Origin of the sequence: Paenibacillus sp. YIM B09110, assembly GCF_037167145.1 — a bacterium.
Classification (GTDB): domain Bacteria; phylum Bacillota; class Bacilli; order Paenibacillales; family Paenibacillaceae; genus Pristimantibacillus.
Map to the genome: position 1 here is coordinate 45,823 of NZ_JBANSP010000022.1, position 16,415 is coordinate 62,237.

Consider the following 16,415-nt stretch of genomic DNA (forward strand, 5'->3'; position numbering starts at 1 on the left):
ATTCCGCTTCAAGCGGAATATGCGCAGACGCGCCTTTTGAATTGATAAGCTAGCCCGCCTCAGGGAACTGCACATCGACGCCGTCAATGTTGTTGTTCCATTGCACCTTGGCTCCGAACGCTTGCGCCAGGAAGCGGAGAGGCACGTAGGTCCTGCCCTGATAGGAGAGCGGCGCTGCAGGCATCACAACGCTCTTGCCATCGAGGGTCGCTTTCGTGTCGTACACTTTGAAGGCAAGCAGCTGCTTGCGGTAAGAGACGGTGACGTTATCGTAGCTGTAGCCGATCTTCGCGCCAATCGATTCGAATAAAGAGCGAACCGGCACGAAAGTCGTCCCTTTCGTCTGGATTGGGCCGGGATCGGAAACGATGAACTTGCCGTTGATCCGTAGGGACAGCTGTTTTTGAGAGGGCTTAGCGTTGACGTTAGTCAGCAGTTTCTCTGACGTTTCTTGGTATGGAATGTTGGTGCGGGCGCCCCATGTCCATACTTTTCCGTATTTATCCAAAGCCGTACCGCTATTATAGGCGACAGCCGCAATCTTAATGATATCCTTGAGCGGAGCTATGCGCCGTGCAGGATCTTCACTCCAGACCGAATCTCCCCATACGGTACCGTCTTTGTGCAAGAGAAGCTTATAGCTGCCTCCATAGCCTTGGCTCACCTGTACATAGTTACCCGCATTACTCGAGATGTCATTAGGAATGGTGATGTAGGTGGAGTAACCGGTATAATCTTTGTCGTAACCGTCAAAATCGACGACCGGTTTATCGAAAACACGTTCATACATGCCGTAACTCATACCTGTGGTATTCCCGTACACCTTAACCGTTTTGCCGTCGGCCATTAGAATCATTATATATTGCAGGGATGCTTTAATCCCTTTCGCTCCCTCAATGGCAAGCTTGGGTATGCTCGCCAGCTTATCATCGGCCGGAGTTGGGCTGTTGTGGTAGGCGTTAGCACATAGACCCCAATTATCCTCAAAGTCAGGTCTTATGAGAGAAGTAAGGCAAGTATTGCCCCAAACGTAAACCTGCCCCTTGTTGTTAATAGCCATGCTGGCATCTCGTGAGCTTATAGCTTTAATACCAGACAATTCGACAATACGCTTCGGCGTATCCCCGGCGTTCTCCCATGTCCATACTTCGCCGGATGAGGTAAGAATAAGCTGACCGGAAATTTTAACAGCGCCGGGAACTTGCGGGCCTCTTATGGCTGGTTTGCTGCCGTTACCAATCCAAATGGTTCCGTCGTTTTGAAGCGCGTAGAAATTGTCGGCATGGCTTCGGTCATCGATATCGATGATGCCAGTGAGTGGCATTGCGGTGATCATCGTTGTCTTCGCGGCGTTCACAATGGTGCTGTACCCGCTAGAGAGCAAGGAGGCTGAAAGAAGGATAGCGATTAGTACGTATAATTTTCTCATGTGGTCTCCTTAAATTAACAAAATTGGATACGTGTATAGACGCGAGGTTAGCCTAATAAGTTGCGATGTGCGAATTTAATTCATAATGTCAGACTATCTTTCCTCTACTCCCTCAGTTTCAAATGAAATAGATGCGGCTTCTTCGGCTCAGACTTCCCCACTTGGATATATCTTGACGAAAAAATCCGCCTATCTGATAATAAGGAAAAAGAAGGGTGTCATGAAAGATGACATGCCGATACTGGAAAGGGGATTTCAATTGCATATACCTGACGGATTTTTGGACGCAAAAGCATGGATTACGACGACAGCGGTAGGGGCTGCGGCGGTAGCCTACAGTTTGAATAAAACAAAATTAGCGGTATCGTCGTCCAAGCAGGTGCCGATGGTGGCGCTGATTGGATCTTTTGTTTTCGCGGCGCAAATGATCAACTTCCCGATTGCCGGTGCGACGTCGGGGCATTTTCTGGGCGGAGCGTTAACGAGTATTTTGTTCGGGCCTTGGATCGGGACGATCGTCATGGCCGCTGTATTAATTATTCAGGCCCTTGTATTCCAAGACGGTGGCATTACGGTGCTTGGCGCGAACATTTTGTGTACGGGCTTCATCGGTTGTTTTGTCGGTTATGGCGTATATAAGGCAGGCATGAAGCTCTTTGGCGGCAAAGGTCGGATATTCATTACGTTCATCGCTTCATGGTTGTCTATCGTAGCGGCTTCGGCAGGGGTAGGGCTGCTGCTCGCTTGGTCTGGCACGTTTGAGCTTGGCTTAGCCTTGAAAGCGATGGTTGGCTGGCATATGCTGATCGGCATCGGAGAAGGTCTCATTACGACGCTCGTAACAGGCTATTTGCTCGAGCGCAGCAAAGTGCAAGTGAAGGGAGCGGCATTGCAATGAGCGAATTTCAAATTACGGGAAGTAAGAGCAAGTGGATCGTGCTGCTCGTCGTTACACTCGTTATAGCGGGACTGCTGTCGCCTTGGGCATCGCCGCATCCGGACGGTCTGGAGCGGGTGGCGGAAGACCATGGATTCATTGACCAAGCGGGTGCTGTGCATGAATGGGCGCCGATTCCTGATTACGAGGTAGCGGGCATTCCATGGACGGCGGTTCGTGTTGGATTAGCAGGTGTGATCGGTGCGGGCATTATGGCCGTCGTTCTGTGGGCTTCCATGAAGGGGCTGGCGTCACGGAGGGGGAAAGCGAATGCACAGTCATATGGAGATGGAGCGAGACAGCTCTAAAGCAACACGATCTACTTTACGGCAGGCAAAGCGGAGATTATTGACGGTATTCGGGTTATTAGTTGTAGCTGTATTGTTGAGACATCCTGCGGCTCTAATGGGGGCGGCAGGATGTTTTCTATTTGGGCTGCTCTGGGCGGGGGTCTCGCTTCGGACAATCGTGAAGCGGCTGCTGCTCATTATTCCTTTTGGCCTTGGCGCGGTCGTGCTTCTGCCATTCCATACGGCTGGAGAGCCGGTGTTCACTTTATTCGGTCAGACAGCGAGCACGGAAGGCATTCGCCAAGCGGAATTGATTTTATTGAAGATTGTTTGCGCTAATCTGCTCATTACGTATTTGAGCGCAACGACGCCTCAGTTTCTATTGATTAAGAGCTTGAGGGCTGTCGGCATTCCGGCTGTGCTAATCGAAATTATTAGTCTGATGCTGCGCTACTTCTACTTGCTTAAAGCGGAGGCCCAGAGCATGGTGAAGGCGCAGCGCTCACGAGGTCTTGTGCTTGACGGCTGGTTATGGAGCCGTAGAACGTATAAGCGTTTCGGAGAGCTGCTCGGCGTCCTTTTTCTTCGCTCGCAAGGACGGAGTGAGCGGATATACCGCTCAATCCTAGCGCGCGGCGGGTTCGCCGGCCATGAAGATGCAAGCGAAAGGGGAAGATGGGGCATGCTGGAGAGGGGAGACAAGGAGGCGGCTATTGAGGTGCTCGGCGTTTCCTATCGATATGGCGCTGTAGAGGCGCTGCATAACGTCAGCTTCCGTATCGAACAAGGGGAGAAGGTTGCCTTGATGGGACCTAACGGAGCGGGCAAGTCAACGCTCATATCCTTGCTCAGCGGGCTTGAGCAGCCGTCTGAGGGATCGGTTAGGCTGCTGGGAGAATTGTTGGCCGAAGGCGGAGTGAAGCGGCTTAGAAGCCGACTCGGCGTTGTATTCCAGGATCCTGACGATCAAATATTTTCGACTACCGTCGAGGAGGACGTAGCATTCGGTCCGGGCAATATGGGGCTGACGGATGAGCAGATCAGGCAGCGTGTGGAGAAGGCTCTAGGAGCTGTTCATATGCTGGAGTATCGTCATCGGTCACCGTTCGAGCTCAGTTACGGTCAGAAGCGGCGGGTGGCAATTGCAGGCGTGCTTGCGATGGAGCCGGACATTATCGTGCTTGATGAGCCGATGGCCTTCCTCGATCCGAAAAGCAGGGATGACCTTCAGGAGCTGCTTGAAGCGATGCATGAAACAGGCATCACGCTTATCGTCGCAACTCATGATGTTGATTTTGCCGCCGAATGGGCGCAACGTGTGCTGCTGCTTAAGGACGGCGGACTGCTGGCCGAAGGGACGACCGATCTGCTATTCGACGACAGCTTGCTGTCGAAGGCCGACCTTCATCTTCCGCGGCTTGCGCGGCCCTTCCGCGTGCTTCAGGGCACAGGCGGCTTGAAGCCAAAGACGGTGCTTGAAGCTGCGCAGCACATTTGGAAGTTGATGGTGAGGAACGAGCAGCAGGTACAGCACAATGCGGGGGATAAGCGGGATCAGCAGGTTTCACAGCAGGATAAATCGAAGTGACTTCCCTAGGCGGGCTGTACTAGCGCTAAGCCTTGATTTTCCAGCACACTAATCCAGACAATAAAGCCGTGATAACAGGCTTAAATCGAGCCTTTTGCAGAAATATGGGGCCATTGGCTGCAACCGAGCGGCGTGCATAAGAATATGGGAGTCGATGAATACTATGGTCAGATTCAAAATCACTTTCAAGGATCTTTCCTCTTCGTTATAAACGAGCAGCAGATGTCCAGTAGACTCAAAATCCTCTAAGGAAAGCGGGGCAACATGAAATGAAAGCAACTGGAATTGTACGTCGCATCGATGATCTCGGGCGTGTGGTGATTCCGAAGGAGATCCGCCGTACATTGCGTATTCGCGAGGGAGACCCTCTGGAAATATTTGTAGACCGAGATGGAGAAGTTATATTGAAGAAGTATTCGCCGATTGGCGAGCTTGGCGACTTCGCGAAGGAGTATGCCGAGTCATTGTTCGAGGGCACGAACCATATAACGTTGATTACCGATAGAGACACGGTCATTGCCGTGGCCGGCGCGTCTAAAAAAGAGCTGTTGGACAAGCAGATCGGCTCGGTGCTGGAGAGCTGTATGGAAAACCGGAAAACGCTCGTTGAAGCGAGCGGAGGCACATTCGAAGTTGTGAAGGATTTGCAGGAGGCATATACCTCTATCGTAGCGGCACCGATCATCGCGGGCGGCGATCCGATCGGCACGGTTGTCTTGCTCAGCAAGGACGAATCGGTTAAGATGGCGCAAATGGAAACGAAGATGGCGGAGACAGCGGCGGGCTTCCTAGCAAAACAAATGGAGCAGTAGCAGCAGTAGCCCAGCCTCTCTGGGTTGCAGATGGAGCAGCAGCGGCTCCTCTACAGCTAGGCAGAGGGTTGGAACATAGTCAGCCTTGTTGGCTGGATGGTGGCCGGGGGCTATACAGAATAGAAAGCGGCGTACAAGCACATAAGCGGGCGAGAGAACAGCTTCTTCGGAACAGAGCAATCTGAGCCGGAGGGCTTTTTTTTCTATTTAGCTTTGAAAAAGGGCTGGGTTGGCTGCGAAAGCGGCTGCGGTACTTGCTGAAAAGCGATAAAATAACGGGAAAATCTCCTGTTATTTATCGAGAAAATGCTAAGAATTAAATAATAGAGGGAAATGGTCCAGTTAACATGGTTACGTGGCGGGTTAGGGTTGAGTTTTGCAGAAAATAACAGGATATATTCCAGCTAATGTAGATCGGAGGAGGGAAAATCCTGATTTTAACAGGGGATATTCCTGTTATTTCATGAAAAAGACGTTCGGCTAACCGTTGTTGCTTTGCTCATAACCCCCTTTTGTGAGGTATAATAGGCTTTAACTAACTATACTGGATCGACAGGCGGGGGCGTGGAACAATGGATCGTAAGCCGGCCGGCAGGTTTTGGAAGAACGGCGTCATGCTTATGGCCGGGGCGGCCCTTTTATCCAAGCTTATCGGAGTATTTCAGAAAATACCGTTGCAAAATATCGCAGGGGACAGGGTATTCGGCATTTATAACGCTGTTTATCCTTTTTACCAGCTTGCGGCTGTGCTGGCAACGGCGGGTCTGCCTACGGCTGTATCGCTGCTAATTGCAGAGAGGCTTCGCAGAGGCGAGGATATCGGCAGAGTACGGGGAATTTTGCAAGCGGCGATGCTGCTGCTTGGATGTACGGGCATTATCGTATTTGGTCTGACATGGGCGGCAGCGGACGAGCTGTCCCTGCTGATAGGAGACAGGGAGACGGCGAGGGCGATCCGCGCGGTGTCGACTGCGTTGCTGTTCGTTCCGTTTGTTGCAGCTTTGCGAGGTTACGTTCAAGGATATGGCCGAATGTCTTTGTCGGCGATGTCGCAGCTTGTAGAGCAGCTTATTCGTGTTGGCGTTATGGTATTCGTATTATGGCTGAGCTGGACGGCAGGGTGGGGAGAAGCTGATATCGCGGCGGGTGTGATGAGCGGTTCGGCCGTTGGAGGTCTCGCAGCGCTTCTGTTCCTGGCGTTGTACGCATGGCGCGACGGAAATAAGAAGCGGATTCCGCGTGAAGGCGGAACTCTTTGGCGAGATATGAAGCGGCTGGCGGTTGTTGCAATGCCTGCGGCGTTAGGCGCGATCGTTGTGCCGGCGGTTGGCGTGGTGGACGCGTTCACTGTACCGAGATTGCTGCATGAGAGCGGCATGTCCGAGGCGGAAGCGATGAGCGTATTCGGCGTCTACAGTCGAGCGCAGCCGCTCGTCCAGCTCGTTGTCATGATGGCGGGAGCGGCTGCAGCGGCAATCGTGCCGGGTTTGGCGCTTGCCAGAATGCGCGGGGCGTATGGGCAGTTAAGCCAGCAGCTTGCCGTAACCATGCGCGCGGCTTGGGGAATAGGAGCTGCGGCTTGTCTTGGTCTAGTCTTGTTGGCAGAGCCGCTTAATGTTATGCTGTATGCCGATTCGAAAGGAACGGTTATATTCATGCTCGTAAGCGTTACGGCGCTCGCTGGCAGCGTCAATGCGGTAGCTGCGCCGGTGCTTCAAAGTCTCGGCGCTGTGCGGGCTCCGGCGCTGCTGCTGTTAACCGCAGCGCTGTTCAAGGTTGGCTTTAATGCGGCGCTTGTGCCCGCATATGGAGCAGAAGGTGCGGCAGCTGCCGGCATTGCCGCACTTGGCGCGACGGCGCTGCTGAGCACTGCTGCGGTGCGCCATGCCGCCGCGCAAGCAGGCGCGCAGATCGGCTGGCGAATGTTCGCCGCCGGAAGCGCAGGCAGCGCGCCGATGTCGGCGGCGCGCGCAGCAAGGACAAGGGACGGCGTGCGTTCCGCCGCCGCCCTTATGCTCGCGCTCGCGGTCATGGCCGCGGCGCTCGTGCTGATCGAGCGCGTGCTGGGCGCCGCGCTCGGAAGCTTGCTGCCGCCTCGGGCGGCAGCGGCTGCGCTTGCGCTGACGTGCGTAGCCGTCGGCGCTTGCGCCTTCGGCGCCGCGGCATTGCGCGGCGGCGCTGTTAGCGCGCGCGAATGGCGCGCGTTGCCGGGCGGCGGCGAATGGGCCGCCCGGCTGAGGCGCTGGCGGCTGATCCCGCCAGCGCGCTAGCGCTATTCCGCCCAGCCGAGCTGTCTCAGCCGAAATAACGAAACAAACTTTCGCTATTTACCGTCAAGCACGACCATCATCACCATCACCGACACGCAGCGACAACTAGTTACATCCGCCATCAATAGCGGGTGTTGACCATCGTTGCCGCTTCACCATACGTTTCACAATACGATCTGAACTTAGGAGGCTGATACATATGGCAACAACTTCAATTACGGTCATCGGGCTTGGCTCGGGTGATCCCGATCAACTGACGCTCGGCGCATTCCGCAGGCTGCAGCAAGCGGAGCGCCTCTATGTCCGTACCGCTGAGCACCCGATGATGGCGATGCTGCGAGATAACAATATCCAATTCGAGTCATTCGACTCCATCTACGAGCAGCTTGAATCGTTCCCGGATGTATACGCAGCCATTGCCGACACGCTTATACGCGAGGCGAGTGCGGGAGTTCCGATCGTATACGCCGTTCCCGGTCATCCTATGGTAGCCGAGCGTACCGTTCAATTGCTGCGCGAGAACTGTCCGCAAGCAGGTATTGAGCTGCAAATTCTAGGAGGCGAGAGCTTCCTCGACCAAGCATTCGTGAGCCTTGGATTCGACCCGATTGAAGGATTCGCGCTTCTCGATGCGACCGATTTGCAGCCGTCAATGGTGCAGCCGCAGTTGCATACTGTTATTGGACAAGTGTATGATGCTTTTACTGCTTCCGACGTGAAGCTTGCCTTAATGGAGCGCTATCCCGACGATTTTGAAGTCGTCGTAGGCCATGCTCTTGGCGTATCCGGCCAGCAGCAGATCATTCGTGTTCCGCTCTATGAGCTTGACCGCACGCCGGGCTTCGGCAATCTGTCGCTCATCTGGATACCGCGTTCGGACGACGCCTCGCTTCGCAACCGCTCGTTTGAGCGGCTGCATGAGATCGTGTCGATTCTTCGCAGTCCCGGAGGTTGTCCATGGGACAGAGAGCAGACGCATCAGTCGATCCGGAAAAACTTTATCGAGGAGCTTTACGAGGCGCTTGAAGCGATCGATAACGACGACCCGGACGGCATGCAGGAGGAATTCGGCGACGTTATTCTCCAAGTGATGCTGCATAGCCAGATGGAAGAGGAGATGGGCGCGTTCTCCGTTTACGATGTGATCCAGTCGTTGAACGAGAAGCTCATATTCCGCCATCCGCATGTGTTCGGCGACGAGAACGCGGACGATGCCGAGGAAGCGCTAGGCAATTGGGAGCAAATGAAGGCTGAAGAAAAGCGGATGAAAGGGACCGATACTAGCCGCAAATCGGTGCTCGACGGCATTCCGTCCGATCTTCCAGCTCTTATGAAGGCTTATAAGCTGCAGAAAAAAGCGGCTAAAGTCGGTTTTGATTGGGATGAGCTCGGCCCTGTGCTTGCTAAGATCGAAGAGGAGCTCGCTGAGCTTCGCGAAGCGATTGCGGACAAGTCGCAGGAGGAGCAGGCTGCGGAGCTCGGCGATCTATTGTTCGCCGTTGTGAACGCATCGCGATTCATCCATGCCGATCCCGAGGAGGCTCTCTCTCGTACGAACAAAAAATTTTATAGCAGATTTTCGTATATTGAGGAGCAGCTTCGTATAAGCGGCAAACAATTTGACCAAACTGATTTAACAGAAATGGATCGCTGGTGGGAAGAGGCAAAGCGCCAATCATAGCTCTCGAATATAAGAGAAAGTATAGATTTGGTGTCTATACCGTGCTTATATTTCTTGCGAAACGATAGCTTATGCCGCCAAATTCGGCATAGCCGTTTACGCTCGAATTCTATGCATTTACAAGCTTAGCTTTCATAATTGCCATAGAATTCTACGCGAAACGATAGCTTGTTTCGTCACAAATCGCCTTTATTCCTCACTATGTACAAAAAAATTTCAAATAGCGGCAGGATTTTTTTGCTCTCGAGCAGAATATGTATTCTGCATGTGGAGTAAAAATTTCCAACCATGGCGGCGTGCAGAACGCTGACCCCAAATAACGGTATGAAATTAGGAGGATTTAATGATGAACAAAACAGACCTGATCAACAACATTGCAGAAAAAAGCGGATTGACTAAACGTGACGTAGAAGCTGTGCTTAACGGCTTTCTTGGCGAAGTAACAGACGCACTTGCTGGCGGCGACAAAGTACAATTGATCGGCTTCGGTACTTTCGAAACTCGCAAGCGTTCCGGCCGCGTTGGCCGTAACCCGCAAACTGGCGATCCAATCACGATCGCTGAAGCGAAAATCCCTGCTTTCAAAGCAGGCAACAAGCTGAAAGAAGCTATCAAGTAGTCTAATGCGCCTTGATAAGTTTCTCAAAGTGTCCCGATTGATCAAACGCCGCACCGTTGCGAAGGATGTATCCGAGCAGGGTCGCGTATGGATCAATGGCCGCGAAGCGAAAGCAAGCAGCGCCGTTAAGGTGGGGGATGAGCTCCAAATCCAGTACGGGCAGAAGATTGTGACGGTACGCGTTGAGCGAATCTCGGAATCGACCCGGAAGGATGAAGCCGGAGAGCTGTACACTTTGGTGAAAGAAGAGCAGCGCCCGCGCGAGAATGTTCTTGAGTGGGAGAAATAAGACGATAAGCGCTTATGCGCACGGAACCGCCTGGTAAACTTTACGTTTGCCAGGCGGTTTTTTTATACCTCCAAGCGCCGAAGTCTCTGTAGTGGCATTTTGTCGAACTAAACTAGAGCGAATTCGAAATATGCGGTGAATAGCTGCATTTCATCGAACTAATTTTCACTTTCCCGCCTACTAAGCCGAAGAACTCGAATTTAGCGTCCCCAAATCGAACTAAACGACAGCTGCCAACCGCATACCCCCAATTAGTTGCCCAAAATGCCATTAAAGTTAAAATTCAGCTGTCACCCCGTTGCCACCAGCCAATCGGTCTCCCCTCCCACAAAAAATGCGACTTCTTCCCTTACGCAGCGTACTCCCTACTTGTGGAACAGCGTAAGCATGTAAGAAAAGGAGGAGCAGAGCAACCATGCAGACTATTAAAAAAGCATTTCGCTTTTTCGTTCATTTTGGCTGGCAGGAGGCGTTGTCCTGTTTGTTTCCGGTCGTGATTTTTGCGGCTATGGCATTCACGAAGGTGGTTGATGTCCCGTACATCCCTCGTTACGACTTCCTTTTGCTCGTCTGCCTATTGATGCAAGCGGTTATGGTGCTTACGAAGTTGGAGACGTTCGACGAGCTGAAGGTCATATGCGTATTTCATCTCATCGGTCTTGCCCTTGAACTATATAAAGTCCATATGGGCTCGTGGTCATACCCCGACGAAGGTTGGACGAAGCTGTTCGGCGTGCCGCTCTATTCGGGGTTCATGTATGCGAGCGTCGCAAGCTACCTATGCCAGGCTTGGAGACGATTGGACCTGAAGGTCACGCGCTGGCCGCGCTCCTACTTGGCTGTACCGCTCTGCGTAGCGATTTACGCTAACTTTTTTACACATCATTACTTACCTGATTTCCGCTGGCTACTGACGGCGGCGCTTCTGCTCGTGTTCTGGCGGACGACGGTTTCCTATACGGTGGATAAACGAATCTATCGGATGCCGATGGTGTTGTCATTCGCTCTCATCGGGCTGTTCATATGGATTGCCGAAAATATATCAACGCTGCTGGGCGCATGGACATACCCCGATCAGCAGAAGGCGTGGACGATCGTCCATGTGAGCAAGATCAGCTCCTGGTTTCTGCTCATCGTCATCAGCGTCATCATCGTGGCCCAGCTTAAGCATGTCAAAGCTAGTTCTAAAACTCGTCCCACGCCCATAAGCTAGTCTCAAGCGTAAACGGCTGTCGCTGTCCTTCTGCGGCAAAGGCTAACGTTTCGCGGTGAATTCTATGACATTTATAAGTGTGAAACTTGTAAATGATTAGAATTTAAAATATAGCGATTAGCGGAGGACGAGTCTATGGTGGACCAAAGCAAGAGCCAGAAGCGTCAGGAAGTGAAGATGTTAAACCGCAAGCTGCTGGAGCTGACCGGCGTCATTAACGTAGAGAGCTTTGATAGCGAAGAGTTTCTGCTGGAGACCGAGCTAGGCTTCTTGACGGTCAAGGGACAGAACCTGCATATGAAGCATTTAAGCCTTGAGCAAGGCCTTGTAGCCATCGAGGGACTCGTCCATTCGCTCGCCTATCTGGACGGCAACGCCTCTACGAAGACCAAAGGCTTGTTCGGCAAGCTGTTCAAGTGACCTTAACCGTGCAATGGATGACGATGGCCGCCATGCTGCTGTCGGGGATTGGAATGGGCGTCGTCTTCGACGGATATCGCGTCGTATCGAACGAGCTGAAGTTCCCTCGCTGGTGGCTGCCGGTGCTCGACATCGTGTATTGGATGGCCGCGGCGCTGGCCGTATTTCGGGTACTGTACGCAAGCAACAATGGCGAGGTGCGGGCGTACGTATTCATTGGACTAGCTATCGGCGTCATCGTATATTACTTTTTACTGAGCAAAATGGTGATCGCCATTGTCAAATGGCTCGTTCGCGCAGTGCGCGCGATCATTGCGTTTATCCTTAAACTATTGGATTTTATCATTGTAAAACCCCTCCTTTTGCTCTACAAATTGGTTAAGGTAATTTTAGGATTTGGGTCTGCGCTCACTATTTTCCTGCTAAAAATTGTGTTACAATTGGTTCGTCCATTTTGGCGGCTGCTTGTTTGGATGACAAGCCCGGCCGTGCGCCCGCTGGCGCGCTGGCTCAGTCCTTATATAGTCAAATGGCGACTTCGGGAACGGGCGAGCAAGCTCGGATTTACGATTACCCAATTGTGGAGCAAATGGTTGAGGAGGCCCCCGCGTACATGACGACTGCTGCAGTGAACAAGCAAACAACAAATGCTGGCTCGAAGCGCCGGATTAGGATGTGGCTGTTATTCGTAGTCCTCTTTATCGGCTGGGCGACCTACACGCTCGTTGGCAAGCTGCAGGAGCAGCATGCGACGAATTCGCGGTTGGCGACTATTCAGCAGCAATTGGAAACGGCGAAGACCGATACCGAAGCAATGAAGCAGGAGATCGAGAGACTGAACGATCCAGAATATATTTCGCAGCTTGCAACCAAGGATCATGGCATGGTATACAAGGGCGAGACACAGATACAGGTTGTAAGATAGGGCGGCTAAATCGGGTGAACGTCTGTTGACCTTACTTCTTCCGTTCGGTTATAATCACGGTAGTAGCGATACTTTTCTAATAAAATTGATTCTTAAGAATCATATTTTATGAAAGTGATATTACGCTTACGAAGCGAGTTTTGCTTCACACCAATTCGACTACCATCGAATTCAGCTTTATGTTTCGCAAAACTTAGGTTTACGCTTACGAAGCGAGTTTTGCTTCACACCAATTCGACTACCATCGAATTCAGCTTTATGTTTCGCAAAACTTAGGTTTATGCTTTCGAAGCGAGTTTTGCTACACCCAATTCGACTACCATCGAATTCAGCTTTATGTTTCGCAAAACTTTTAGGGAGGAACATTTTATTTTATGGCAATTGAAGTGGGCGCGAAGTTAGAAGGAAAAGTGACAGGCATTACGCATTTCGGGGCATTTGTCGACTTGTCGGGAGGTGTCACAGGTCTCGTTCACATTTCGGAAATCGCTGATAATTACGTCAAGGACGTGAAGGATCACCTCAAGATCGATGATGTTGTGAAGGTCAAAGTGATCAACGTGGACAAAGACGGCAAGATCGGACTTTCCATTAAGCAAGCCATTGACCGACCAGAAGGCCAACAGCCTCCGCCACAACGTGAGCGTACAGGCGGACCGGGTGCAGGCGGCGGTGGTGGTGGAGAACGTTTCAACCGCGGCGGTGGAGGACAAGACCGAGGCGGACGTCCCTTCAACAAGCAATCGTCTGGCAGACCGGCTTACGGTAAACCGTCATTCGAGGATAAAATGTCGCGCTTCCTGAAAGATAGCGAAGAACGCATCTCCTCTTTGAAGAAGAACACGGAGGGCAAACGCGGCGGACGCGGAGCCAAGCGGGTATAAGCTGAATCGTTATCCTATCATACACACAAGCAGAACCGATATGGTTCTGCTTTTTTGCTTTTCTAGGTAAGACAATCGTCCTAATCTACGCGCTTTGTAGGCACTTGTTCTAGAGAAGAGGACAAGGTTGTCGGATTGCGTCTGCCCGTCGGCTTGTCCAAAAACTTTTCTCCGATCCTCCGTCAATACCGACAGGTTACACCCACCATTTGACAGTTATGCGACGTAACTGGCGACGGTTTTTGTTGAGCCGATTTTGTCAGAGGCAGGCTGCAATAGCATGGCAAAGCCTTGCTGGCGCTGGTGTTGCGGTTGTCATGACAATGAGTGCGCTTGCAATTGTTTTTGTCGGAAAAAACTTTTTTCCCTGTTACGTTAACTGACAAACTTCACTCGGACAACCTCCTATAATGAGAAACACAATAAACTCGGAATGGTGGTGTCGGTTAGTGGAAAAGGAAAATGTGGTGCAGCTTCCCAAAGGAAATCGTACAAATCTGATTCAGGTCATGATGCGGAAAGGGAGAGAGTGGGCGGCAGCGCGGCATTTCATCCAGGTGCTCTTGGCGAAGAAGTGGACATTCCTGCTCGTTGGCGTGGCGTTTCTGCTTGGAAGGGCGGTCATTCTGGAGTCTTTGATGCCGTTCGCGGCAGCGTACTTCGCGGTTATTTATTTTTTGCGGAGAGATATCTATTTGTGGGTAGCTATATCGCTCGTTGCCGGCAGCTGGTTCGCAGCCGATCCTGCGCCGATGTGGATAGCGATGGAGATTGCGGTCTTGTTCTTAATTGTTAAAGGATTGGAATCGTATGAACGGGCGGAATTGTCGTCGGCTCCGATCGTCGTGTTCGCGGCGACGCTGCTTGTCCAATTGTTCGGCGTATTCATAGGCGATTCGCTCAGTTGGTACAACTTCATGATGGTCGTCGTCGAGGCGGCGCTTAGCTTCGTTCTTACGCTCGTGTTCATACAGGCGATACCGGTGCTTACGATGACGAAGAAATCAGCCTCGTTAAAAAACGAGGAAATTATATGTTTGATGATTTTGCTGGCGTCGGTGATGACAGGCGCTGTCGGGTGGATGATCTACGGCTTGTCCGCGGAGCATGTCATGTCTCGGTATATGCTGCTGCTGTTCGCGCTGGCAGGCGGCGCTCCGCTTGGCGCCTCCGTCGGCGTTGTAGCGGGTCTTATTCTGAGCTTGGCCGATTACGGCGCTATCGTTCAGATGAGCCTGCTGGCGTTCGCGGGTTTGCTTGCGGGCTTGCTTCGTGAAGGCGGCAAAATGGCTACTGCTTTCGGGATGCTGCTCGGAACGTCGATCCTATCGATCTATGTGGGCAGCCAGGCCGATGTGATGTCATCGACATGGGAATCGGTCGCCGCAGCTACGATGCTGATGCTGACGCCGCGGGCGATGATTCGCACCATCTCGCGTTACGTGCCGGGAACGAACGAGCATGCGAAGTCGCAGCATGAGTATGCGAGACGGGTTCGGGAAGTGACGGCCGACCGCGTAACGCAATACTCGGATGTATTCCGCCAACTGTCGCGCAGCTTCGGTCAACTGAACCAAAGCGTGAGAGAGGTGAAGCGCGATGATGAGATCAATCACTTTATGGGCGCCGTTGCGCAGAAAACGTGCGCATCCTGCCATAGGAGGGACGCATGCTGGGAGGATAAGTATTTTCATACGTATAAAATGATGACCGACATGATGACGGTCGTGGAAGAGGATCGTGTTCCGCGCCCTAAGGATATGCCGAAGTCTTGGACGGCTCATTGCGTCAAGGCGCCGCTCGTGCTCTCCGATATGCAGCAGCAGTACGAGCTTTACAAAAATAATATGCACTGGAAGAAGCAAATATTCGACTCGCGGCAGCTTGTCGCTGATCAATTGGTTGGCGTGTCGCAGGTTATGGAGGACTTGGCGAAGGAAATCAAGCGCGAGGGACAGACGCTGCATCTGCAGGAAGAGCAGATCCGTGAAGCGGTAGAAGGCCTCGGTTTATCGATACAAGGCATTGACATTGTGAATCTGGAGGAGGGAAATGTAGATATCGAGGTATACCACACGTTCGGGAAGGGGTTCGATGAATGCCGCAAAATAATTGCGCCGCTGCTAAGCGATATTCTAGGCGAGCATATCGAGGTGAAATCGGAAGTTCCGCCGCTAAGGAGCGGTGAGCCGACGCTTGTGATGTTCGGCTCGGCAAAGCAATACGAGGTAGAGACGGGCATTGCCGGCGCAGCGAAGGGGGGCGATTGGCTGTCGGGCGACAGCTTCACGATGACCGAGCTTGGCAACGGCAAGTTCGCGGTAGCGATCAGCGACGGCATGGGCAACGGCGAGCGAGCCCGCGAGGAGAGCAGCGCGGCGCTGTCGATCCTGCAGCAGCTGCTGCAGTCGGGCATGGATGAGAAGCTGGCCGTGAAGTCGGTCAATTCGGTGTTGCTGCTGCGCTCGTCGGATGAGATGTTCGCGACGGTGGATCTTGCGATCGTCGATCTGTATTCGGCGCAGACGACATTCATGAAGATCGGATCTACGCCAAGCTTCATTAGGCGCGGCAACGAGGTTATTCTGATAACAGCCAATAACCTGCCGATAGGAATTTTGCAAGACATCGACGTCGATATGATTTCCGTGCAGCTGTTGCCTGGAGATACGCTCGTGATGATGAGCGACGGCATATATGATGCGCCCGGCCACGCGGTCAACAAGGAGATGTGGATGAAGCGGATTATTGGCGAGTTGAAGACGGATGATCCGCAAGAGATGGCCGATGCGCTGCTGGAGAGGGTCGTTCGTTATCACGAGGGTGAGATCGTAGATGATATGACGGTGCTTGTCGCCCGCATCGACAAGCATATGCCGGAGTGGGCGTCATTCCGCTGGCCGGGCATCTCGAAGGTTGAACGTCCAAGGACGGTGAGCTGAGCTAGGCAGGCTAATCATTTCGAAGAGCATGATGTCGCAGCGACTGTGTAGGCCGGTTGCCGTGACATCATGCTTTTTGGCGTTGTCATTGCAGATATGCACCGAAGCAAAGAAGC

At 52.5% G+C, this 16,415-nt stretch carries 15 protein-coding genes; 14 read left to right on the forward strand and 1 reads right to left on the reverse strand.

From position 1 onward, the window contains the following. Positions 1 to 49: 49 nt before the first annotated feature. Positions 50 to 1,429 carry a stalk domain-containing protein gene (locus V8F51_RS24560; RefSeq protein ID WP_337103151.1) on the reverse strand — a complete coding sequence of 460 codons (1,380 nt, stop codon included), beginning with the start codon at positions 1,427 to 1,429 and terminating at the stop codon, positions 50 to 52. Positions 1,430 to 1,649: 220 nt separating this feature from the next. On the opposite strand from V8F51_RS24560, the gene V8F51_RS24565 reads away from it, so the two are divergent. The 14 genes from V8F51_RS24565 (at position 1,650) to spoIIE (ending at position 16,299) form a co-directional block, all read left to right on the forward strand. Beyond that, positions 1,650 to 2,327 (forward strand): energy-coupling factor ABC transporter permease, encoded by a 678-nt coding sequence (locus V8F51_RS24565; RefSeq protein WP_337103152.1) that lies wholly within the window; start codon positions 1,650 to 1,652, stop codon positions 2,325 to 2,327. Further along, positions 2,324 to 2,674 (forward strand): PDGLE domain-containing protein, encoded by a 351-nt coding sequence (locus V8F51_RS24570; protein WP_337103153.1) that lies wholly within the window; start codon positions 2,324 to 2,326, stop codon positions 2,672 to 2,674. Before V8F51_RS24565 ends, V8F51_RS24570 begins: the two co-directional genes overlap by 4 nt. Then, entirely contained in the window at positions 2,637 to 4,244 is a 1,608-nt protein-coding gene (gene cbiQ / locus V8F51_RS24575) for a cobalt ECF transporter T component CbiQ (protein ID WP_337103154.1), read from the forward strand. The genes V8F51_RS24570 and cbiQ overlap by 38 nt, the downstream gene beginning before the upstream one ends. A gap of 269 nt (positions 4,245 to 4,513) precedes the next feature. Continuing rightward, positions 4,514 to 5,056, forward strand: coding sequence for a stage V sporulation protein T (gene spoVT / locus V8F51_RS24580; protein ID WP_337103155.1), 543 nt, complete (start codon positions 4,514 to 4,516; stop codon positions 5,054 to 5,056). A gap of 572 nt (positions 5,057 to 5,628) precedes the next feature. Continuing rightward, positions 5,629 to 7,326, forward strand: a complete 1,698-nt coding sequence (locus V8F51_RS24585) for a polysaccharide biosynthesis protein (protein ID WP_337103156.1) — start codon at positions 5,629 to 5,631, stop codon at positions 7,324 to 7,326. Positions 7,327 to 7,525: 199 nt separating this feature from the next. Further along, positions 7,526 to 9,007 (forward strand): nucleoside triphosphate pyrophosphohydrolase, encoded by a 1,482-nt coding sequence (gene mazG / locus V8F51_RS24590; protein WP_337103157.1) that lies wholly within the window; start codon positions 7,526 to 7,528, stop codon positions 9,005 to 9,007. Between the two features lie 346 nt (positions 9,008 to 9,353). Beyond that, a complete protein-coding gene (locus V8F51_RS24595) occupies positions 9,354 to 9,626 on the forward strand; it encodes an HU family DNA-binding protein (protein WP_307207965.1) in 273 nt (90 codons plus the stop codon). Positions 9,627 to 9,630: 4 nt separating this feature from the next. After that, the gene (locus V8F51_RS24600; RefSeq protein WP_337103158.1) at positions 9,631 to 9,915 is read left to right on the forward strand and encodes an RNA-binding S4 domain-containing protein; all 285 of its coding nucleotides are present in this window, start codon (positions 9,631 to 9,633) and stop codon (positions 9,913 to 9,915) included. 415 nt (positions 9,916 to 10,330) lie between these two features. Beyond that, entirely contained in the window at positions 10,331 to 11,128 is a 798-nt protein-coding gene (locus tag V8F51_RS24605) for a DUF817 domain-containing protein (protein WP_337103159.1), read from the forward strand. Positions 11,129 to 11,263: 135 nt separating this feature from the next. Next, positions 11,264 to 11,548: a sporulation protein YabP gene (gene yabP / locus V8F51_RS24610; protein WP_307207963.1), complete on the forward strand. Its 285-nt coding sequence runs from the start codon at positions 11,264 to 11,266 to the stop codon at positions 11,546 to 11,548. Beyond that, the gene (yabQ, locus tag V8F51_RS24615) at positions 11,545 to 12,165 is read left to right on the forward strand and encodes a spore cortex biosynthesis protein YabQ (RefSeq protein WP_337103160.1); all 621 of its coding nucleotides are present in this window, start codon (positions 11,545 to 11,547) and stop codon (positions 12,163 to 12,165) included. The genes yabP and yabQ overlap by 4 nt, the downstream gene beginning before the upstream one ends. Beyond that, on the forward strand, positions 12,162 to 12,473 hold the full coding sequence (locus V8F51_RS24620; protein ID WP_337103161.1) for an FtsB family cell division protein: 312 nt from the start codon (positions 12,162 to 12,164) through the stop codon (positions 12,471 to 12,473). The genes yabQ and V8F51_RS24620 overlap by 4 nt, the downstream gene beginning before the upstream one ends. Positions 12,474 to 12,847: 374 nt before the next feature. Then, the gene (locus V8F51_RS24625) at positions 12,848 to 13,357 is read left to right on the forward strand and encodes a S1 domain-containing RNA-binding protein (protein WP_337103162.1); all 510 of its coding nucleotides are present in this window, start codon (positions 12,848 to 12,850) and stop codon (positions 13,355 to 13,357) included. Positions 13,358 to 13,767: 410 nt separating this feature from the next. Then, the gene (spoIIE, locus tag V8F51_RS24630; protein ID WP_442956482.1) at positions 13,768 to 16,299 is read left to right on the forward strand and encodes a stage II sporulation protein E; all 2,532 of its coding nucleotides are present in this window, start codon (positions 13,768 to 13,770) and stop codon (positions 16,297 to 16,299) included. The last annotated feature ends 116 nt before the right edge of the window (positions 16,300 to 16,415 follow it).